Origin of the sequence: Vibrio maritimus (assembly GCF_021441885.1) — a bacterium.
GTDB classification, from domain to species: domain Bacteria; phylum Pseudomonadota; class Gammaproteobacteria; order Enterobacterales; family Vibrionaceae; genus Vibrio; species Vibrio maritimus_B.
Genome location: NZ_CP090438.1, coordinates 1,219,750 through 1,241,439 on the forward strand (window position 1 = coordinate 1,219,750; position 21,690 = coordinate 1,241,439).

General features: G+C 41.4%; 14 protein-coding genes. 8 read left to right on the forward strand and 6 right to left on the reverse strand.

Translation table 11 applies throughout. The features are described from left to right. The first annotated feature begins 126 nt into the window (after positions 1-126). Positions 127-831: a YrhK family protein gene (locus LY387_RS05635; RefSeq protein ID WP_234495606.1), complete on the forward strand. Its 705-nt coding sequence runs from the start codon at positions 127-129 to the stop codon at positions 829-831. A 519-nt stretch (positions 832-1,350) separates the two neighbouring features. On the opposite strand, the gene LY387_RS05640 is transcribed toward LY387_RS05635, so the two are convergent. The 4 genes from LY387_RS05640 to LY387_RS05655 form a co-directional block, all read right to left on the reverse strand. Then, entirely contained in the window at positions 1,351-3,657 is a 2,307-nt protein-coding gene (locus LY387_RS05640) for a DUF262 domain-containing protein (RefSeq protein WP_234495607.1), read from the reverse strand. Positions 3,658-3,743: 86 nt separating this feature from the next. Further along, complete coding sequence (locus tag LY387_RS05645; protein ID WP_234495608.1) at positions 3,744-4,643, reverse strand: phosphoadenosine phosphosulfate reductase family protein; 900 nt, start codon at positions 4,641-4,643, stop codon at positions 3,744-3,746. 16 nt (positions 4,644-4,659) lie between these two features. Next, the gene (locus LY387_RS05650) at positions 4,660-8,016 is read right to left on the reverse strand and encodes a hypothetical protein (protein WP_234495609.1); all 3,357 of its coding nucleotides are present in this window, start codon (positions 8,014-8,016) and stop codon (positions 4,660-4,662) included. Between the two features lie 3 nt (positions 8,017-8,019). Further along, positions 8,020-8,979, reverse strand: coding sequence for a DUF4007 family protein (locus LY387_RS05655; protein ID WP_234495610.1), 960 nt, complete (start codon positions 8,977-8,979; stop codon positions 8,020-8,022). 487 nt (positions 8,980-9,466) lie between these two features. On the opposite strand from LY387_RS05655, the gene LY387_RS05660 reads away from it, so the two are divergent. The 7 genes from LY387_RS05660 (at position 9,467) to LY387_RS05690 (ending at position 19,655) form a co-directional block, all read left to right on the forward strand. Further along, entirely contained in the window at positions 9,467-11,020 is a 1,554-nt protein-coding gene (locus LY387_RS05660) for a DEAD/DEAH box helicase (RefSeq protein ID WP_234495611.1), read from the forward strand. Positions 11,021-11,022: 2 nt separating this feature from the next. Further along, positions 11,023-12,855 (forward strand): ATP-binding protein, encoded by a 1,833-nt coding sequence (locus tag LY387_RS05665; protein WP_234495612.1) that lies wholly within the window; start codon positions 11,023-11,025, stop codon positions 12,853-12,855. Between the two features lie 54 nt (positions 12,856-12,909). Then, positions 12,910-14,559, forward strand: a complete 1,650-nt coding sequence (locus tag LY387_RS05670) for a hypothetical protein (RefSeq protein WP_234495613.1) — start codon at positions 12,910-12,912, stop codon at positions 14,557-14,559. After that, positions 14,556-15,500 (forward strand): phospholipase D family protein, encoded by a 945-nt coding sequence (locus tag LY387_RS05675; protein ID WP_234495614.1) that lies wholly within the window; start codon positions 14,556-14,558, stop codon positions 15,498-15,500. Before LY387_RS05670 ends, LY387_RS05675 begins: the two co-directional genes overlap by 4 nt. Continuing rightward, on the forward strand, positions 15,487-16,536 hold the full coding sequence (locus LY387_RS05680; RefSeq protein WP_234495615.1) for a cysteine desulfurase family protein: 1,050 nt from the start codon (positions 15,487-15,489) through the stop codon (positions 16,534-16,536). Before LY387_RS05675 ends, LY387_RS05680 begins: the two co-directional genes overlap by 14 nt. A gap of 81 nt (positions 16,537-16,617) precedes the next feature. Then, positions 16,618-18,639 (forward strand): DNA phosphorothioation-associated putative methyltransferase, encoded by a 2,022-nt coding sequence (locus LY387_RS05685; protein WP_234495616.1) that lies wholly within the window; start codon positions 16,618-16,620, stop codon positions 18,637-18,639. Positions 18,640-18,755: 116 nt separating this feature from the next. Next, a complete protein-coding gene (locus LY387_RS05690) occupies positions 18,756-19,655 on the forward strand; it encodes a YeeE/YedE thiosulfate transporter family protein (protein ID WP_234495617.1) in 900 nt (299 codons plus the stop codon). Between the two features lie 247 nt (positions 19,656-19,902). Here the strand turns inward: LY387_RS05690 and LY387_RS05695 are convergent, their stop codons facing one another. After that, the gene (locus LY387_RS05695) at positions 19,903-20,469 is read right to left on the reverse strand and encodes an outer membrane beta-barrel protein (protein ID WP_234495618.1); all 567 of its coding nucleotides are present in this window, start codon (positions 20,467-20,469) and stop codon (positions 19,903-19,905) included. Positions 20,470-20,655: 186 nt separating this feature from the next. After that, complete coding sequence (locus tag LY387_RS05700; RefSeq protein ID WP_234496060.1) at positions 20,656-21,690, reverse strand: AraC family transcriptional regulator; 1,035 nt, start codon at positions 21,688-21,690, stop codon at positions 20,656-20,658.

Genomic DNA, 21,690 nt, shown 5'->3' on the forward strand with positions numbered 1-21,690 from the left:
ACTAGCCGAAGTTAGCGCTATATTTGTTCTCACAACTGAGGAAGTGATCATACAAACCCGATAAAGTTGAAATGTAGCGCCGTGATACCCTTCTTATTAGTATGACACCTACCACTGACTAACGACATGGCGCACCTTTTCACTAACCGAAAACGAATACATCATCTGACGGACAACGACGCTAGCGCTAAATCCCAGTTTAAATGGGAAACGCTCAATGCGGTCTTATACAAGTTTGGTGGATTATTCTTCCTCGTTGGTAGCGTATTACTGTTCCCAAGCTTTCAAAGCTACTCGACGTTCGGACAGTGGATCTTCTTTGCAGGTTCACTCTGCTACCTGATCGTTAATGTCCACGACCTTTATGACGTTCACCGTTATTGGCGCAAAACATCCTCTGACTTATCGAGAAAACAGCTGGAATACACCGCCTCCTACATCTACCTGTTTGGTACCTTGATGTTTGTCGCGGGCCGAGTGTTTTCGTTTATCGATGACAGCTACTCAGCGCACAGCGCGTTGATGTTCATTATTGGCAGTACGCTGTTTGTTATCGGTGCCAGTGTCAACATCGTTGCTGATACCAGTAGTGCTGGTGGTACTGAGGGGCAGCTCACCAACTTGACAGCGGTGACGTTTATCGTGGGCAGTGTGCTATTTGCTGTTGGCTCATTTCCGGGGCTTTGGGAAGGAGGCGTGCCGGATGAGTCAATTCAACTAGCTAATTATCTGACTTGGCAGTTTTTGGTTGGGAGCTTTTTGTTCTTTCTTGGGGGGATTTTTAATTATTGGCGAGCTTATCATTATATTCAGAGAAGTCTGAATTTATAGTAAGGGAAACTGTTCCCTAAGTGGATGTATTGTTTATAACGTTGGAACCAACTTCTATGTGCCAGAAGTCTATAGATCATCGGGTCATATGTTTTGCCACCTGAAATTGGTCGTCAGTTAAATCGTACTCTAGGCCTCGGTTTCTATGTGAAAATTGTTCTTTTTCAATCACAAAGTAAAGGAGAAAACTCTGTAGTCGTCATGTAAATGACGATTATCCTTGACGCACGACAAGGTTCAAACAGAGTTCAACTGTCCTGTACTATTACGGCTTTGTTTTAAAGTTACTGTACACATTAACATACTTCATGTTCTTGTTTTATAAGTCTAAACCATCTTGTAGGAAGGTGGTGTCGTTCAGTAGGAGTGAACCCTCTTATCTCGAAGTACAGTCATCTTTTACGGAGAATAAGAATTAATGCTGTTCTGTTAAAAAAAGAGTCGCCCTATACTATTAGTCAGGAAGGCAACTCTTGTTTCTAATTGTCATAAATCAAGGGTATTTTTTGCTAAAAAGACTTAAGCTTCCCAAAGATTCATTAAATGCTGATTCAAGCTCTTCTCAAACAAATTGAATCTATCTTGATAAACAGACCTTATCGATTCACTCTTAATATCATCTGTATTTATTTGATTAAGGCTTTCTGGTATAAACTGGCTCATCAATATATTTTGTGCATAGAACTCATTCTCACCAAGATGCTCAAAATACCTCTTTGGTGAAAGATCACTAATAGCAAGGTTAGCTTCTTGAGAAATATAAACTCTATTTAGCGGACTGTTTAGTACATGTTCTTTGTCGTTCCGCAGTTCTTTTGATGATGTATGAAGATCTTTAGCTTTCGCTATCGGTATAAGGTGGTGATCATGTATAGAGTTTTCTGGCCAAATACTAACATCACCTTCGATTATTTGATATGGTTTTAGAATAGACTGTTTTTCTGCTAGTAAATCAAAAGGCTTTCGACTAAGCAAGAACTGCAGCAAAGCTGATCGGATACCTTCGCCGGGTGCTTCGTCACCGTCCATCGAGAGGTGCTCTTTGTCCGAGTAATCAGCAACTTTTAGCACTTTAGATTTGTCAGGAGGCGTAGGGGCAGAAGTAATGTCTCCTTCTATCCATTTATACAGCGATTTGATGTGATCAAATACAATTTTGCTCTGGTCGTATCGATATGATCCATCGAATCGACAAGTCCAGTACCAGTATTCCACTTTATCGAGTGAGGATTGGTTATTCCAATGTTCGTCATCACTGAGAGCAAAAGCAATAGGTTGTAACATTAAACTATAATTTAACTTACTCACATTGTGTATGCCACATCTAATTATAAGAAAAGCAACTGCTCTCATTACTGCAATAGTAGCTAGCGGCACGAACTCTCGAATTTGCTTTGTGTCAAGTTTCAACTGAGAAGAAGAAGACGTATTAGCTTTTACTACTTGCTTTAAGTCTTTCTTGTTTCTAGTATGGGCAAGTAGTGAACTGATACTCAATATATTACTTCGCAGATCTCCTGAGGGTAAGCCATTTTCTATAGAAGACAAGTTTTCTAAATTCATATATCCACTTGAGGAGGTGGAATCATATTTCAAGACGTCAGAGAGTTCTAATTTATCTTCTAGTATGTTTCGTATTTTGTCCGTTAGAGAGAAATGAGTGTCCTCTGGATCATTCTCGAGCTTTTTAGCCGCTTTTGCTGCCAAGAGGTCAAGATTATCCAACTTCATTCCACCTTCGTTTAGATTAGTAAATATTGGTATAGCGCGGATTATGTCGTCTGTAGAAATAGAATGGACTTTATAATTATATATGTTTTCTAAGTAACTAATTACTTCTGATACCCAAGATACTCGAGCTTGCTCGAGTACCATAATAATACCATTTTCAAGGTACTCATCAGCTTTAGAGAAGTCATCAATGCCCTGAAGCCTGCCTTGAGGGTCGTACTTATCCTTAATATTGTTAAACTTTGCCTGCCATTCTTGGTATTCAGAATCACTTGCAGAGTCGTCTTTTACCCTGTAGTGAGATTCTTTATAATCTTCAGTTATTTCCGTGAGAATTTTCTTTGAGAGATTATCAATTACATTTCTTAATCCAGGATATTGATTTTTATCCGAAACGTAGTCACTTAACCAATAAAGAGGTATGATTCCTTTCTTTACAAAATGTTCTTCAAGTGACTCTTGAACTTGAAATTGCTTTTTACCCGATTTGACCTTTTCAAAAGTATAAAACGGAGAGAAGTGTTTAGTTGGCTTTTTCTTTCTTTTGCTTGTTCCAAATGTCTCTCCTTGAAATATGTTGTAAAGATCGCTAGGTTCAAGGTGTTTAATCATTTCTTTATCGAATAGTAAAGTCTGTGCTCCAAACAAATCGAACACACCTTGGTTGACAGACTCTGTCGGAATTTTCAGGAACCACCTGATTTGTAGCGCATTTGCTTTTCTATCGATCTTGTGGACAAGTTTCTCGATATCGTCGTCAGTAGGATTTGACGGCATATCTAGGTTTTTTAGACTGAAAACATCACTAAGTGCATTAAAGAGTGTTGTCGTTCTTTGTTGACCGTCTAATAAATAATCACATTGATAATCACTTTCAATAGTTGTAGGTTTCTTCTCTCCTATTTTCCGACTGGAGAATTCTTGCGAGCGGCCTTTTAGGATGAGCGAGCTACCGATTGGGAAGTTTAAAAGTACCGAAGCCAGCAAATTACGTTGATAATCAGGCTTCCACTTATAGTCCCGTTGAAAATCTGGAAGAATGAGATGTTGCTTTTGAATAGATGTGAAGATTGTTGCTAAAGAGTTGGATTCCATTTGGCACCTATCTGACGTAAAATATAGTACCCATAAAGAGTACTATACCAAGTTCAGTATTTATATAGGTTTTTCACCGAATTCGTTTATTTATAACATGTTACACATGCGCCACCACCTTCATCTAGGTCGTACATGGCATCCATATCTAACGTGTCAATTAGCATACTTTCATCCACCATTGCATGCATACCTAAGCGACGTTTACGCTCACGAGCTTTTTTCTTCTCGAATCGCTTTTGAACTTTTTCGTGGTTTTCTTTGATTTGTGCAATTCGAACCGGATCTTCCAGAGATTCTAGGGGCTCATTTGGTCCCATCCAAAAGAATGTTTCCCCATTTGCGCTAGTCTCTGCACGTTTCTCGTAAGACTTTGCCTCTGCAAAAGCTTCTGGGTGTCGCTCCATCAAACGAACCCATTCAATCTTGCGTTGGAAGAAGCAGAATGTACATCCAGAACGAGAACGCCATTCATAGTATTTAGGTAAGCCAAGACCAGCACTGTCGAGGATATCCAAAACACCTTGCTTTTTAATGCCGTCATCAGCGAATGGCATCTTTATTTTTAGGTACTTTTGGCTTTCATTTGGTCTATACCCATCACGCCAGGGTTCATCGGCGCGAATACCAACGTATGAGACTACCTCATATCCATCGTCTAAGTATGGCTTGATCCATTTTTCGAATGGCTCTAGTTTCATTCGAATCGTACACCAACGTTGCTGCCCTGCTGGCAAGAAGTTGTTATGTTGCTCCAGCCAGTAATCGAAGCCTTTTTTGTCGTTAATGTGAAGGATTGGCTTACCTAAAACAATTTCGAGCTGTTCTAGGTAGTCATAGACTTCGGGTAGCTCTTTACCTGTATCAGTAAAGAAATAGTCGATATCTATCTCTGGGTAGTTTCTTGCCATGTAAACGGCAAGAGCGGCGCTGTCTTTACCGCCCGATAACCCGAGTACATGTTTAATCTTTCGTTCTTGACTCATGATTAATACCTGTTATTTAACCTTGAGCTTCCAGTGCTTGTTTCAAAAGTGTCTGCAACACATGTATGCGCTCGAACTCGTCCATTTCTAACGCTATAAGCGTGCGCTCAACGTCCTTAACTCTTTTTTCGGTGTTTCCATGCTCTACTACTCGAACTTCTTTTTTGTATGACTTGAGTTGACCAGCATTATCTTCTAATACTAGGGACACCAATTTCGTTTTCACGTCTGATACTTGCTTGCCCTGTACAGTTTCAGTCGATTTTACGACACTCAAGAAGTCTTGGGCAAACTCGCTAATCTTTGTCGATGCTGAGAGTAGTAAACCCTCGTTCCAGCTTTGTTTGCCTCGTCCAACCACTATTTGGATCATGCTTTCTAGCCATTCAAGTAGGCCTTCTTCACTTTTACCAAGTTCACGGGCAAATGCTTTTAGTCTGATGTCGCCTGCTTTTTGTTCAACTAGTTGGCACATCGTTTTAAGTTCTTCACCTCTCTCAGGAAATAGAGTTTTTACTTTTTGCTTAATGTCTTTGAGCATCAATTCGTGTTTGCTGCGAAGGATTTTGAAGCAGCCTTCAAGCACATCAATCTTTTGGGTGAAAGTGAACTCATTGTTAGGGTCTAGGTGTTTAGGTAAGTCGACAATCAACAAAGCATGTGGGTCGTTAGCTTGTAAGAATAAATCTCTAATAGAAATTAGTCTCTTGTTCTCAACAACATCAGTTTCAAAGTTATGCGCATTCTTTACCCAATTCGGTAAGTTGTGCATTGTAGTAACTAAAGGACTCGCGACGGAAAGAACATTGTTTGTAACGTTTCTGTTGGTCTCAGCTGCAGTGAATGATGCTAGGTATTGTAGCCATTCTTGCTCTGACTTATCTAATACAATGTACTTAACAGCTAAGTCTTGAGGTGACTTGATTAGCTTGTGCACATAGTCAACATCGGGCTCTGCGATAAATGCATATTCTCCACCTAGATCTTTCTCGTAAAAAGCTACCTTGTTACCAAGTGACTTCAGGAACGCGAGTAAGAATATTGGTGTAACGCCATGAGTAACGCCGTAAGGTGCTCTACTCCATAACGAATTTATTTCAGACAAATATACATTACGCCCAGCGTTCTCAATTAGGTGATTTTTGGCGGTATCAAACAGAGATTCGATTTCATCGGGTAGTTCAGTATCGTGATGCCAATGTTTATTGTCTTCTAGTTCATGAGTGTGAATCTTTGTGTTTTTTAAGCAACTAATATACATAGACATTTCTGGTGGATGCCCAGAAATACCCAGGTTTTCTTCGTCCTCTTCATCTAACATTGCTTCGAGTAGTTTTTTCAAAGCAGAAACAGCTGTTCCAGATAGCTTGTTACGGTTCACAAGCTCGTTCATAATTACAGGAGTTTTGTTAAAAACCCGATCAGCGGTATCACTTACTATAGAACTTAGAGTTTTAGTGTCACTTCTCTGGCCAAAACAATACCAATCAGCGTTACTGAACGCTTCAGTGATTGCATTGTCTAGCGCAATTTCTGCATTGATTAGCCGCCCGTTGTACTCTTTTTGGGCAACATTGTCATGCTGCAGAGTTGCACCAATCTCCTTGTCAGATTTTATTAGTTCAAGAGCATAGAGCTCTTTTGCGAGAGCCGTAATTTCATCAGAACTTTTTGCGTTAGCGAGAATAAGCGTCGGATATTGAGCTGTTACTTCTTCGAGTTTTTCTTCATCAGTTTGGTTGAGGAGCAATACCATGTTCGCAAACTCACCTTTACGCTGTGCGATTAGGTTGTCCGCAAGCTCATCGTTAAAATGGTGAGAAATCGATTGTTCGGCCCAGCGTAAGGTACCGACTTTATGATAGTAACCTTTTGCAATGATTTGCCTAGAAAAAACGATATGGTTAATTGCTTCAGAGCTATTACCTTGTTGCTCGATCTTTTCTTCGATCAAACTTGGAATATCTAAATCTGAGCCCTCAAAGACAACCCATGAAGATAAGTGTTTTCGATAGATTATACAGGAAGCTTTTTTCAAGCTCTGTAAATATTCACTCAGTTCCTCCTTGTCTTTAATACCCGAGGCAGCAAACAGCATCTCCTCAGTAGCTGCAAGGTTTGCAGGTTTGCCAAACAAAGTTATAAGTGCAATCGATTTTAGTATTTCTATCGCTTTCTCAGGTACTTGCTTTTTCGTAGCTTGACGAATTGACTCTGTTGCAGCGGCCCAACCGTGACCATCAGGAGAGCCGAGGATAGCATGTTCAAGGTTTATCTCCAGGTAGTCCCAGAGGTGCGTCAGTGTGTAACGAGCGTCGCGGTTTGCATTCTCTTTCAAGAACATCTGGAAGCTGTTTTGCTCGTGAGAGTTGAGGAAGCTAAAAGTGCTGCGCTCATTCTGGCTAAATCGGCGCTTCGAGATTGGCCCAAGAATTAAAGCGGTCAGAGGGTGCAAAGGCACGCACTGCTCCAGACGTTGCTTTAATTGGTGCTTTCGCTCGGAGTTGTCGCTACCCAACGCACCCAACACTTGTTGAACGATTCGATCATTTGAGTTATCGATATTTTCAGAGTGAGTTATGGACTTGCCAATCAAGGCGACAGTTTCATCTGTTGAAACATTGTAGAGAATATCGTTATAGCGACCTTGGATTTTTCCCCATTCCTCTTGAAGCTTTGTTCCTCGGTCTTTTGCATACTCACTAAAAGCCTGGTGTAAAAGACCTACAAAGATAACAGGTGTTTCGATGCGACCTAAGACTTCAGCTAAGTCTTGAAATAGGTGAAGTTCGCCACGGTTCTTATTGATGAATTCAAGGCTCTTACCCATTTCATCAGCCAGAAGTAAAACACCGTCGACAAGGGTGTTCGCTTCTGTAAAAAGTGATTCCCACGTTGCTATTAGGTGAGACTCACTTTCTATTTGTATTTCACTGTATTTACTGTGCAGCTTTTTGGTAGCGGAGTGTTCCATGAGTGCGTCAAGAGTTGCCGCCCAGAATGTACTGACAGGGTTGTTAACTCCCCCTACTGAGCGGATTTGTAGCCAACCTTTTGTATACTTGACGCTTTGTTCGAGTAAGTTTTTTGAGTCTTGGTTTATAACGTCTAATGCAGCATTACGCATCCCTTCACTTTCGTGGAGTAGCCCAGTAAGTAACAGTGCAATCGTAGACTTACCAGAGCCATATGGTCCCGTAAGCGTATAAGCACTTTGCCCGGTCTGTGAGTACTGCCTAAATAGTGTCTCTAAAGTAGATTGTGCTGTACCGTGATATACTAACCCTTGAAAAAACTCTGGACTAAGGTCGCTATCAATACGTGTTGAACGCTGTTGTCTGGTGGCAATGGAGTATTGTTTGTTAAGCGTCACGTCTTATTCCCCGTGATAGTAATTTTCTAGGAACATCGCTGGATCTACTTGTTGTAAATCTTCAAAGTTATGTTGTACTTGTCGTAAGCCCTGGGTATCCGTCCAAGCAATTTGACTTTTGCTTAGCACCTCAAGCTCATCTAGTTTTTCACTTAATCCGCTTGTCGTTAAACGGAAAACACGGCCAGGGGAACCAACATCATTCAGAAGTGAATCAAATGATAATGTATTGTTATTGTTTATTTTTTTTCCTTCAGTATCTAGTTGTTTACGTTTCATATAGTCGATAAGCGCATACCCAAATACGGCAGTGGGCAGAGATTTTTGTGAAGATAGCTCAGCGCGATAGTCCTTTGCCGATTCTTGAGATATGAGGCATAGTTCTGTGAAAGGGGACGTAAAGCTGTCCTCGTTGACCTTTCCGGAACTCGTTGTTTTAAAGGCATACATCTGAAATAAACAATCGATGTCTTTTTTGAGTGTTGCTTCGGTTAGATCTTTATCGTGATTCTCTAGAGATAGCTGAATATCTCTAGCCAACTGAAGTTTATCTACTCTTACACCGTTGAAGTAGTTAAAGAACCAACGTGCAGTGTTAAGCTCCGAGTTTTGAGAGTCGATTGATTGCATTAACCAGTGAAGTAGCCACACAGTACCAAGGTTGTCCAGGTATTCATCTAAGGCGTCGTCGCCGACAAAAAGCTTTTCTGCTAGGTCTGTTAGTTTGTAGGTCTGTTTCTTTTTGTCTGTGCACTCTACGAGATTCATAGCTCGTATCCAGTGTCTTACAGACAACACCATGTTTTTGCCCATACCCATAGATGTCATCTGATCTTCAATGTTCTCCTTGCTAGAGAGAGAACTACCTTTTATAACCTCTTGAATTATCTTGTATATCCAGCCATATCGGATAGGAAAAGTTTGATGTCCTGAGAATTTGAGGATGCTAGATTCGATGCTCAATGTGAATACCTTGTCGTTGTATTTGGAGATTTTATCCAAACAGTGATTCTACAGAAGGAATCAAAATGATCTAGTAGAAAATCTGATGAAACTTTTTTGTTTAACTGATGCCTCAATCACACCTAGTAAAAAATCTAATACTTGATGATTTCATCCGATACGATGGTTTTGTCATACTATTGTACACGAAGCAAATAGGACCCTAAATCGTTCCTAGGCGTAAAATGATAAGCAAGTCTGCACAGTTAGTGATAGCTTTCATTCGAACAATCTAAGATTACCTTTTGTAGGATTTATAGAATTATTTGTTAAAAATCGCTATTACTATGTATTGCAATCTATGATATAAAATTTTACCATTACTGTACAGTGTTCTGTATGTTAATTTGATAGTGAGAAAAGTGTGCTCAAACGAATTGTAGATAACCTGTCTCAAAGCGATAAACTAGAGTTGTTGAACTCGACACAGAGAAGTTACGTTGAGAGCTTGAACATTGAATCGAGGCTTAAACTTGACTTGACTAATATGCTCTATGAATCTTTAGGGCTCACGCTTATTACAGATAAAGCATCACTGAGTCTTTTGATTCAAAGACTTAAGAAAGAACAGGCAGCCGAGATAGTTGCTTCGCTTTCGTATGACGGGCTAGACTACCGAGAACTTAACTCTGCACTGTGTTACGAACTATTGCAGTCTGTCGCACAAGAGGCGCCGAGAGACTTGTATCACGCGTTAGGCATAGGTCAGCTATTTGATGACTTTGATAAAATGAGTGAGAAAGTCAACGGGACTGTTCAAGTCAAAGCATCTTATCCATCGTATGACTATCAAATAGACTGTGCGTTGAGAGTTAGACAGATCATTGATAGTAGTGATAGCAAGCGTGCCTTATTGCACTTACCTACAGGAGCAGGTAAAACGCGAACCGCAATGAACATTGTATGCGACTACCTACGTGATAATCCAAATTCATTGGTGGTCTGGCTTGCAGATACGAAAGAACTATGTGAGCAAGCAAGTGACGAGTTTCAAAAGGCATGGGGTTTATTGGGTAATCATAACCTCCCTGTGTACTCATACTATGGTGATTCCGAGTTATCGATCAGTGGATTAAATCGTGGCTTTTTAGTCGCAGGCCTTCAAAAACTACATAGTTTAGGTAAAAAAAACCGAGGGGCATTGAGTTACTTATATAGTGAACTTCGCAAAAGTACGGCTTTGATTATCTTTGATGAGGCTCACATTGCGATAGCGCCAACGTACAAGCATATTGTCGAGGAGTTTTTGAGTCACTCTGAAAATAATGCGTTTCTGCTAGGGCTATCTGCTACGCCCGGTAGGACTCTTGGCGACAATGATAAAATACACTCAGAAAATAAACTCCTCAGTAACTTTTTTGAAAACAACAAGGTTACAATGAGAGTTGAAGGTTATGATTCACCACTTACCTATCTCGTCGAAAACGGTTACTTGTCCAAGGCCGAGTTCGTGGGTTTAGATTACGATGATGTTGACATAAGCTCAACTGTCACTCTTGCGTCAGTTGGCGTGGATAATGGAGAGCTACTCCGTGCACTTTCATCAAACAGAAATCGCAATGAAAAACTAATCGAGACGATATCTCACGAACTCGATCTTGGTTCTCAAATCATTGTTTTCGCTTGCACGGTTTCACATGCAAATGAGTTAACTATGATGTTGACCGGACAGGGGGTGGCTTGTCGCAGCATTGATGGAACTACGCCAAAAGTCATAAGAGCCGCAGCAATCAAGGACTATAGAGAGCGCAATGTAAATGTACTTATTAATTTTGGTGTGTTAACAGCAGGTTTTGATGCCCCTTGTACTAATGTAACTATAATAGCGCGACCAACGAACTCGTTGGTGCAATACTCCCAAATGGCCGGTAGAGCTATGAGGGGGGAGAGAAGTGGCGGCAACAGAAAGTGTCGCGTTTATACTGTCAATGATAATATCCCCGAATTTAGAAGCGTATACAAAGCTTTTGAGTATTGGGATCAAATGTGGAAACCAGAGTAACAATGTCAGATGTAACTGAAAATATCACTAACGATAGACCTTTTATCCGCGGCGCTGTGGCTATTGAGTCAATGAGAGACAATGGCTACAAAAACGCAGCTTACGCTTTAGCTGAACTAATAGACAACAGCATTCAAGCGGGCGCGACTAACGTCAAGTTAATGTGTTTCGAGGCTGTAGATACATCGGGAGTACGTAATACCCGCCGAATCAAAAAGATTGGTATATTCGATAATGGGAAGGGCATGAGCAGGGATGTTCTTCATTTGGCATTGGAGTTTGGAGGTTCAAAACATAGAGATGATCCTGATGGAATGGGCAAGTTTGGTATGGGATTGCCAAACTCAAGCATATCTCAATGCAAAAGAGTGGATGTATGGAGTTGGGAAAAGGGCAGTACACCTAGTCATACATTTCTAGATATTGGTTTGATGCAACAAGGCGCTTTAGAGTCAATCCCATATCCCTCTGAGAAGCCTCTACCTACTGAGTTTAGCGAGCTTTGCAAGGATGGTGGTCTCCCAGATTCCGGTACGTTTATAGTTTGGAGTAATTTGGACCGACTTCAATGGAAAACGGCTGCCTCCATTTATAAACACTCTGAAACGCTCGTTGGTCGAATGTATCGTAAATTCATCGCTAAGGGTAAAGTGAAAATTCGCTTTGAACCTTACCTATGGAACGAGGTGTCTCAAACTTATCTGCCCTCTGACAAACCAACGTCGACCGATTTTAGGGCAAATGACCCAATTTACTTGAGTCCAACGTCTTCGTTACCAGACCTGCCCGATCCAATGACTGGCGAGTCACCGTTTGAAATCAAGCAAAGAGAGATCGTTGAATTACCTTACGAGGGTAGTGTTTTTAAAGTTGAAATCCTTGTATCGATGATCAAGCAAGAAGTCATAAATGCCATAAAACGGTCTCCAGACACAAAGGGTGCTACATTAGGGGCTACGATCTGGGGTAAGCATATGGCAACCAATGTGGGAGTCTCTGTTGTAAGAGCTGACCGTGAACTGGAAACTAGAACAGATTTTATATCTAAGGACATTTTTGCTACAAAATCTCGATTTATGGGAGTCGAGGTAAACTTTCCTCCAGGTCTAGATAAGGTGTTTGGCGTACTCAACAACAAGCAGGCGGCTGTTAATTTTCAGTATATGAATATCGATGAGGATTATGAGCAGCAAGGCTTTGAAAATGTTGAGGATTATATTAAAGACCTCGAAGAGAACAACGATCCTAAGTTAAAACTATATAAAGTTTCGGATCGATTAATGAAAATCATTAAAGAGGTTGAGAAGGAAGTAAAAGCAATAGATGTAGATATCAACAGTGGTTCTAGTAGTAGTATAAATAAGCCAAGACCAAAATCCGAAAAGATTATTGAGCAAATAAATACACGACGTGGTGAGCAAGGAAAGGGGCCCGACCCAGAAGAAAAAATTAGGCCATCTGATAAGCCTGAAATTATTAAGGCGTTGAAGCGAGACTCAAGTGTCACGGAACCCGAGGCGCAAAGGCTTGTTTCTCTTATGATTGAGAATAATGAACATTTCAAAATACAAGAAGTGGGCGTGGCGCAAAATATTTTCTTCGATGTGAGTACTTTCAATGGCCTTACATTATTGCAATTGAATAAAAATCACCCTTTCTATCAGAAGCTCATTGCTCGCTCTGATGAGAATCAAAAAGAGTTGATAAAAGTGTGCTTGGGAGCTTGGGCTCGCATGGAGAATGAGGCGTTGTCTGAGCGCTCAGTTAGGCAGCTTCAATTTGCTAGGGAATTGTGGGGACAGATGCTTCACGAGTATCTGAACGAAGACGAATAATAAAGAAGTTAGCCAGGAGTGAACTACTGCTTCTGGCGTTTTTTTGGATAATTTATGTTTACGAATCTACAAAAGGCGATCGACTTGCTTACAGAGTCTTTGCCGAAAATGGAGCGGCTAGAAAAGGAGTTAGAACAGGCTAAAGCTGAGTTGGTGAGAGTTAGAGAGCTACTTCAGAAAGAAAAAGCTGATAACCTTGAGTTAAGAGGCCAAATACTCAAACTGCAGACTCATAACTCTAAACAGCTTAGATCGTCTGGCGGAGAAATTGAGACTGTTAAGGCTCTTGTGAAGCAAAGTGCTGGTTCTGAAAATCCTGATTCAGTGAGTGAAGTAGTTTCTGATGATGTGTTTACAATCAAAACGCTAGGTCTAAAGCACCAGGATGTTATGCTTCGCACAAAACATATTCACAAATTTCTTTTTTCAAAGCTTGATATAAGAGAACCAAAGCTGAGACTTTGGCTTGACGACGCGCAGATTGTTCTTTTTGAAGAGGCTAAAAGTGCTTTACTACAAAGTGTTCAAAGTAATGTTCAAGCCGAACAGGACTTGCCTATAGTAGATTCCAAAGAGGAGAATAAAGCGGAGATAGTTACTGGTACAACGCTGCTAAAGAATATTGAAATTCCAACGCATCTAGCAAATATAGTTAAGCTTACTTTAGAGACGTTCGGCGAGGGAGTCTCTGTTAGGCAAGTAATGAGATTTGGAGAGAAGGAAAGAATCGAGTATAAGCAGCCAGTTTCAATGTCCTTGAAAGCTCTTGTTTCTCATTTGAAAAAACGTGTCAAGGGAAAGAGTAGCGTAAAGCTAACTCAAGATTCTTTGGAGTTAGAAAATAGGTTGGGACAATTGTCAACCTATACAACTATGAAAGGTAAAGAGCTTAGAGGCTGGTTTATAGGTTCTTTGACTAAAGAGCAAGCTTTCACAATTGACCCCTATACTTTTGAACGAGATGGGAAATACTTCATTAGAGAAAAGCATGGGGATGTATTGTGGAAGCAGTTATCATTAAATGGCGGTGAAAAGGATAGTACTTCTTTAAGCCTCAACGCGGCAGTACCAGTTCATGAACTTAGTAGACACGATAAGAGGTTGATTTCATCCCTTGAGTTCAACGGTGTTAATGTTAACTTTACACAGTCGACTCTTCTAGCAAATGAACTCTTTCGATTTAACAATACCGGATACTTAAATATTGAAGTCAATTTAGAGCACAAGTTTATTCAATCTTTGTCTGATTCAGTGTCAATAGAGTTTTGGCGTTCATTCCAAAGCTTTATTGCATTGTGGGGTATTGCAAAACAAAGTGGTATATCTGATATTGCTAAAGATAACAGTATTCTGTCAAGGGGGTACTTTATGAAAAGCTTGCACGAATATGTTAAGAGTGAGAAAAAGTATAAATATAGCTTTTCAAGTCTACCGCAGCATAAGCTATTTGACTACGAGTTTAGAAATAATGAATTAGAACTGCTAGTAAACAAGGAGCATCCTTTTAATGCTGTTTATTTGAGCCGGCTAACAGCTTATGAGGAGCAAGCGTTTATTGATTTGTATATTGCTTGGATAATTTCTGAGATCAATAATTTGTCAGAGAAAGCGCAAAGTGCCCTTCTTATCACAAGAGAGTTTTTAGGCTCCTATTATTATGATGTAGTTGAGGAAATGCTAGAAGCCTCAGAGGCGCTCCATTGAAGCAAGGTATATTACTGCGTGGACGTGAACTAACCACTGCATTATCTAATGCTTTCAAAGATGCGTCTGAGGTTACAATTTTGACTGCATATTTAAGTTACCCCGCCGTCGAATTTATGTTTGAGCATCTCCCATTAGGAGTTCAAACAAGAGTTGTATGTCGTGCGAGACCGGACGACATAGCTTCCGGTTCTTGTGACCTCCACGCGATAAAAGTATTGCATTACAGCGGAGTTAAATGTTTTTTAAGTCGGGAGTTACACGCCAAACTGTACGTCATAGACTCTAAGCAAGGCTTCATCGGTAGCGCTAACTTCACGAGCAATGGACTTAGGTTGTCTGGTTATGGGAATCTAGAACTGTCGACAAAGATTGGAATTGACGAGCCGGATCTAGCGATGATCGAATCCATAGTTGCTGACTCCGTTCCAGTCACCAGTGATACGATAAAATATTTAGAGAAATTCGAGCGTGAGGCAAAAGCAAACCCGGATAAACTACTAGATGCGTGGTGGAATGATGAAAATGTCGATTCTGCGTACATGCACAATCAAGGTTTATATGTAGCCGACTTGCCTTGGTGTAATCCTCTAAAAGTTCATGACTCTGAAGATGAGATGTATGTTCATGATGCAGATGTTTTTAAGCTAGGGGAGCAAGATGTTGCTACGAGAGCTTGCTTTCTACAAAGTAAAGTTTTCAGTTTTTTGAGTCAACATATAGAGTCTACGGAAAACAAAGAGGCCTACTTTGGGCAGGTTACTGAATGGATCCATAGTGCTCTGAAAGATGATTTGACTCCCTACCGCTCAGAGATAAAAACTTATATAGTAAACCTATTAGCGTACATAGAAGTCTACGCGCAAGACTTGATGATAGTGGATAGACCAAACTACAGTGCAAGAGTTAGTTTAAAGAGAAAAAACAATGAAATACTATGATTTTTCAGCTTCAACACCTACAGCTATTGAAGTTGTCGAGGCTATGAAAGACTGGCATTGTGATAGTTTTGCTAATCCTTCTGCTGCACATGTAGAGGGTGACAAGGCACGAATTGCTATCCAACGAGCTCGTGAAACGATTGCTGAAAAGATCGGTGCAATGCCGAGTGAAATTATATTTACAAGTGGAGCAAGCGAGTCCAATAATCTTGCTATTAAAGGTGTAGCCTTTCAAAATTTAGAGCAAAAAGGACACATAATTACATCTTCAATTGAACATAAGTGCATTCTAAATACATGTTTGTTTTTGGAGAAGTTAGGGTTTCAAGTCACGTATATTAATCCGGGTAAAAATGGACTGATTGATCCGAAGCAAGTGAAAGAAGCTATCCGTCACGATACCCTCCTTATTTCTATCCACCATGTTAATAATGAGTTAGGTGTGATTCAACCTGTCGCGGATATCGGAGACATGGCTTTCGAACATGAGATTCTATTTCATTCTGATGCGGCACAGAGCTTTTGCAAGCTCGATATAGATGTGGATGACTTTAATATCGATATGCTATCGATTTCTGGACATAAAATTTATGGGCCCAAAGGGATTGGCGCTCTATACGTAAGAGATGCTAGAGAGTCTGAACTGGTGCCTCTTATTCACGGTGGTGGGCAAGAGGTAGGCCTGAGAGGCGGAACTTCACCAACTCCTTTGATAGTTGGTTTAGGCGCGGCTGTTGAATACTTTCCGAATAACGTTTCGGAACAGCATATTAGTTTCGAAAATGTGATAAAAGAATACAAATTTGTCAGAAATGGTGGAGAAAAAACTATTCCAACGACTTGGAATATTACTTTTGAAAGTGATGAGGAAGCCAAGCGATTTAACGACGAACAAAACTGGCTCATCTCTCAAGGCTCTGCCTGCAACGCGATGTCCAACACACCTTCTCATGTCCTCAGCGCTATAGGTTTATCAGAAGAAGAAGCTCGTCGAAGCTACCGCATAAGTTTACCTCCATTCAAGGTCATGAATTAGGACTCAATCCCTTGTCACGCGATCAACTTCTAACTACGATACTATCTAGTGAGCACTTATAGATGGTATCGTTGTTAGTTTATGGATTTTCAAGAGTTTAAGTTACAGGTAAAAAAGGTATCGGTAGGTAAGCAACTTCCTGATGCCGTATATTTCCATCGAGATGCGATTGCATCAATCCCACTAGTGTTACAAAAGTTCATTCCGGCTGTCGCCAAAGCCGTTAACCTACCAGATGAACAATGGAACCTAGTAAAGCTATTTAAGAACGAGTTTCGCCTATCGCTTTTATATTACCCAGACTTTTACAGTGACTCATACCCAGCGTTGGAGCAAAGTCTCAACGTTGATCTCGCTAAACTTAGCCATAAAGTGACCTGCTACCGAACTTCTGACAACCCACCAATATTACATCGCAAAGAAACGATGCTACCTGAAGACAATGAGTATGTTGGACTTTTTCGTAATATAACCGAGGAAGGTGAGCGAGCGGGACTCTATGAAAACACTCGCACAATAGGATTCAAGCGTTCTTGGTTAAACTTGATCGCTAAAAAAGGGTATGAGCTCATTGATGGACGCTTACATCCTGCTACTACAACGGACGATAGTCTGGACGAAATAGGAATAGACCGCCATCGTACAGCAATTGTAAGGCATGAGTTATCGGCACCAATGAAGCTTTTGGCTAAGTCGGGATTTCTTGATGGACGTTATTCCATCTTCGATTATGGATGTGGACGAGGCGATGACCTTAGGGAGCTAGAAGCTCATGGACTTGATGCTCTTGGCTGGGACCCTAACTTTCAGCCTGATAATGAAAAAGTGCGTTCAGACGTTGTCAATCTCGGTTTTGTCCTTAACGTTATTGAAGACCGCGACGAACGGCTAGAAGCACTGCTTAGAGCTTGGGATTTAGCGGACAAAGTGCTTGTGGTCTCGGTGATGCTTGCAAATGAGAGTTATATATCGCAGTTCAAGCCATACAAAGATGGAGTGATAACCTCTCGTAACACCTTTCAGAAATATTATGCTCAATCTGAAATCAAAGCATATGTTGAACACTCATTGCAGGAAGATGCAATCGCAGCAGGGCCGGGAATATTCTATGTGTTTAAGGATAAACTAGAAGAGCAGAGCTATCTTCAAAATAAATACAAAAGGTCTCATGCTTGGCAGCAGCTTACTTCTCCCGCACCTATTGAAGCTAAAGATAAAGCAAAACTCGTGATTTCGCAGAATTCCGAGTTGTTCGAGGGTTTCTGGAATAGATGTTTGGACCTTGGGCGGCTTCCTGCAAATGATGAGTTCTCGCGCAGTGAAGAGGTTCGTGCACTTGTCGGCTCTCATAAAAAGACGTTCAGTCTATTAAGTGAAATGTACGACACAAAAATGTTTGAAGCTGCAGAGAAAGAACGAAAAGAAGATCTACTTTTATTCTTTTCTATGGGGTTGTTTGAGAAACGTAAGCCGTACACCCAACAACCAGAAACATTAAAGCGGGATATAAAGGCACTGTTTAGTGACTATAACGCGGCATTATCCTTAGCTACAGAGTTGTTGTTTACCATTGCAGATACAGACTTAATTGAACAGCAGAGTGCGAAAGCCGGTAAGCATTTACCAGCGTCAATTTTTAATGAAGGGCATTCTTTAATTTTCCACAAATCTTACATTAACGAGCTACCTTTGTTACTTCGAGTTTATGTTGGGTCTGCTCTACAGATGTATGGTGAGATCGATGACAACGTTGATTTAATTAAGGTGCATACTACGTCGGGAAAACTGAGCTTGATGTGTTATGACGATTTTGATAGTAGTGTTCCTAAGCTGGTGGAACGTATCAAAATCAAGATGGCGGATCAGGATATTGACTTTTTTGATTATATAGATGAGGGCAGACAGCCGCCTTTGCTCAATAAGCACCTGTTGATGAGTGAAAGTGAAGAGTCTTACAGTAAGCAGCGTAGCTTTGATAAACGATTAGCGAAGCTTTGCGGTATAGTCTCCGATAGGGAAGTTATTATGCATAGGGCTACTTTTGACCAAATTTTGAAGGACAACAACAAGAAACTATCAGGGTATCGTATTCTAGAGAGATAGATACAAACGATGCTTAGGTACTTTGAAGCCTGAGGCTAGAGTTTTCTTATGTAAATTTAATAATAGTAGGCACTATAGTTTAGTAACGTGGCTTTCAACGAGTTTTAGGTGCTTTCATGTTGCTTCTCTCAATAATCTTCATTGCGATACTTGGATGTTTAGCCCAAACCACCGGTCTTTGCATGGTGCGTGGAGTTAAAGAGATGCTAGCAGGGAAGCCACTATTTCTGGTTTCGATACTGTTTAGTGGAACCTTTGTCTGGGGAGCACTACTAGTATCAAGCGCGTTCAGCTATCCCATTAATATGCCTTCCTATTACCCGACATATATAACGGCGTTGGGTGGTTTAATCTTTGGATTAGGTGCTGCATTTAACAGTGGGTGCGGTGTTTCAACTATCAGTAGGCTTGCCAGAGGGCAGCTAGTGATGCTCGCCACCATTTTAGGATGGCTGGTTTCCTGGTTTGCTTTTTCTAACCTGTTTAGTGGTAGCACTGGTGAGTCCTATGAAGTCACGACATTTCAACAGTTGGTGTTTTTAAGCCTAGTCTCAATTCCGCTCATAGCTATTGCTTTAAGAAGTGAACAAGCGACTAAAAAGCTCTGGTTCTCTATGCTGACGATTGGGTTTATGGGTGGACTGGTATTTATCTATGAGCCTCACTGGACACCCAGTGGCTTATTCAAATCTATGGGGCTGTCGCTCTGGGACGCCGACAATGCGCAGTGGCCAAGAATAGAGCGCTTCATGCTATTCGCTGCATTGGTACTAGCTATGATTGTTACTGCACTGCTTACTAAGTCATTTCAGCTCGAAATGATTCGATTAGTGTCGTTATTTAAGCATTTTGCAGCTGGTTTGTTCATGGGAGTCGGCGCTGTATTGGCTGGTGGAGGTAACGACACACAATTGCTTGTCGCATTGCCTGCGCTTTCTTTAGCAGGTTTTGTTGCTATCGGCTTTATTGTTCTGGGGATTGTTGTTGGAGTAAAGGTGCAGAAATGGTTTGCTTAGTCGTTATTCATCTTCCTCTTCATCATTGATTCTTTTTCCACAGCCGAGACAAATAGGTTCTAGGTCAGTTGGCATCATGATAATCAAGCCACAATGTGGACACAGGTCGCCTTGGGTTAGCATCAGCAGTTCTCTTCTATAATTAAACGGTATGACGTATTTTATAATAATTGAGCTGAGCAATCTAGGGCTGCGCCTGAAGAATACTTTGAACAATTACTGATGCGAAAGAGCGTTAGATATTGACCTAAAACGTAAACCCAACCAAAAAACTCAACGTCGTCCTCTCAAACCCAGACTTGACCGTTTCACCTTCGACCTCAATCGTGTCAATACCCGCTAAGTTCGCGTGCACATTAAGTGAAATGCGCTCGCTGATGTGGTAGCCAAGACCGACGAAGGGTTGGTATTTGCTTTCGTTGATGTCATAGACCACGGCTGACTCATTAGATGAGTTGTATGCGTCTTCGCTGAGGTTGATGCTGGTTTTGCTGATGCCCAGTTTTACGGTTAACCCGTCGAGCATGTTTTCTTTGAATCGGTAACCAGTATAGAGCGAGTAGGCTTGGGACGACTTCTTTTGGGTGAATGTCGCGTTGGGGACATCTGGGAGTGAGCCGCCTTGGGTTTGGGTTTCATCGGTTGAGCCGAGGTTGGCTTGTCCGCCGATGATGAAGTTGTCGTAGAACAAGGCTTCGATGCCGCCAGCAAAGCCTTTGTTGTTGTCGACACCAACAAGAAATTGAACATTGCTTGCGTGAGCGGTCGCGGTCATAAGGAGCGATAGTGCAAAAGTTGTACGAAGAAGGGACACTAGAATTCCTTTTGAGTGTATTGAACTGTTTATAGGCTAGAACGGCAAATACTTCGTTGCAATACAAAAAAGTGAGTTTTGTACGGTATCGCATAGAACAAAGCCAAATTGTTCAGATTACAGGCGATATCAGTTAAAAATGAGTGGGTTAGATAGAGGCTTCTGGCGATTGTCTGTAGGCGCTCTTTAACAGCTCACATCTTGGCTGTTCCTAAATCCTTTTGGCGAGTGCCCACTCCATTTTTTGAATGCATGTCGAAAGTTGGCGCTATCAGAAAAGCCAACACGATCGGATATCTCTTCAATCGTAATCTGCGTATTCAGAAGATAATGTCTTGCGAGACGATAACGGACATCATCAAGCAGTTGTTGGTAACTGGTGCCTTCGTTCTTTAGATGGCGACGCAATGTACGCGATGACATGCCGAGCTCTGACGAGAGCGTTTCAATGGATGGATAGTTGCCAAGTCGTTCGACAAACAACTGAGTGATCTTTTCATTGAGGCTGGTGGAGTCCTGAACCGTCGCGAGCAGCTCATCACATGACTTAAGGCACATTTGCAGTGTCATGGTGTTGGCGGCTGGGAGTGGGTCATAGAGTCTGGTGGCGTCAAACTGCCATTCCAGATAGTCGGCATTGAACTCAACGGGGCAGCGGAATATCTCTTTGTAGAGCTCGCTGTGTTCTGGCTCTGGGTAAGGAAAGCGAATCAGTTTGGATGAGAACGGTTGCTGCATCACTTCTTCGCAGAGGTTTTGAATCGCAGTGAACCAATATTCGCAAAAGAAGGGCAGTAAGTCTCTGAGGTCAACGAGCTGCTCTGCTCGAAAATACCCTAAGTTGTTTTCAACCCACATCTGCTTTTTTAAAACAGGTCCCGCTAAGCGCAAATATTTAAAGCCCATCATTAGGGCATCCAACATAGTGTCGCTGCTGAAAACGGCGTAACCCAATACGCCAAAGTCGCTAAACCTTGCTTGTTGCCCCACCTTTAAACCGAGACCAGGCTCATGGACGTGGGAGAGGGCGTTGCTGAAAATCGCCATCTTTTGCGCCATCGTCACCTTAGTATCGGGTTGGTAGAGTTGGTCGGCGGTCAGGGGGGTACCTTCAAACAAGGATTCGCACGGCATTTTACCCTCAAGGTATCGAGTCATAAGCTGAAGATCTAAAATCCCGCACGCTTGTAAATCGGGCTCGTAGACGGCCGTGTACTGCAT

Bases quoted from the DNA above. Each gene is read 5' to 3' on its own strand.
- LY387_RS05670 (WP_234495613.1), top strand. From the start codon at position 12,910: ATGTTTACGAATCTACAAAAGGCGATCGACTTGCTTACAGAGTCTTTG.
- LY387_RS05700 (WP_234496060.1), bottom strand. From the start codon at position 21,690: ATGCAGTACACGGCCGTCTACGAGCCCGATTTACAAGCGTGCGGGATT.
- LY387_RS05635 (WP_234495606.1), top strand. From the start codon at position 127: ATGGCGCACCTTTTCACTAACCGAAAACGAATACATCATCTGACGGAC.
- LY387_RS05645 (WP_234495608.1), bottom strand. From the start codon at position 4,643: ATGAGTCAAGAACGAAAGATTAAACATGTACTCGGGTTATCGGGCGGT.
- LY387_RS05665 (WP_234495612.1), top strand. From the start codon at position 11,023: ATGTCAGATGTAACTGAAAATATCACTAACGATAGACCTTTTATCCGC.
- LY387_RS05690 (WP_234495617.1), top strand. From the start codon at position 18,756: ATGTTGCTTCTCTCAATAATCTTCATTGCGATACTTGGATGTTTAGCC.
- LY387_RS05640 (WP_234495607.1), bottom strand. From the start codon at position 3,657: ATGGAATCCAACTCTTTAGCAACAATCTTCACATCTATTCAAAAGCAA.
- LY387_RS05680 (WP_234495615.1), top strand. From the start codon at position 15,487: ATGAAATACTATGATTTTTCAGCTTCAACACCTACAGCTATTGAAGTT.
- LY387_RS05685 (WP_234495616.1), top strand. From the start codon at position 16,618: ATGGATTTTCAAGAGTTTAAGTTACAGGTAAAAAAGGTATCGGTAGGT.